The sequence below is a fragment of the Nocardia amamiensis genome (assembly GCF_015477605.1).
GTDB classification, from domain to species: domain Bacteria; phylum Actinomycetota; class Actinomycetes; order Mycobacteriales; family Mycobacteriaceae; genus Nocardia; species Nocardia amamiensis_A.
Window position 1 is genome coordinate 1 of record NZ_JADLQX010000225.1, and the last position, 483, is coordinate 483.

General features: G+C 68.9%; 1 protein-coding gene. It reads left to right on the forward strand.

Annotation, left to right across the window (positions count from 1 at the left end; all coding sequences use genetic code 11):
* Positions 1 to 483: AMP-binding protein (locus tag IU459_RS37590; protein WP_195134315.1), on the forward strand; the 483-nt coding region annotated here is incomplete at both ends.

Consider the following 483-nt stretch of genomic DNA (forward strand, 5'->3'; position numbering starts at 1 on the left):
CGGAGACGCTGGTCGCGGTGATCCTGCCGCGGTCGCTGGACCTGGTGGTCGCGCTGCTGGCCGTGGTGAAGACCGGTGCGGGCTACGTGCCGGTGGATCCGACCTACCCGGCCGACCGCATCGCCTATGTGCTCGCCGATTCCCGGCCGACCAGCGTGGTGCTCGATTCCACGGTGCAGGTGGCGGTTCCGGACGGGCTGCCCGCCGTGGTGCTGGACGGCTTCGCGGTGGAGACCGGCAATATCGAGGACGCCGACGACGCGCCGATCACCAACGGCGACCGGAATGCCGCGCTCACGCCGGACAACGTCGCGTACGTGATCTACACCTCCGGCTCGACCGGCCGCCCGAAGGGCGTCGCGGTCGCGCACCGCAACGTGGTGCGGTTGTTCGCGAACACCGACCGCGACTTCGGTTTCGGGCCCGAGGACACCTGGACGTTGTTCCACAGCTACGCCTTCGACTTCTCGGTATGGGAGCTGT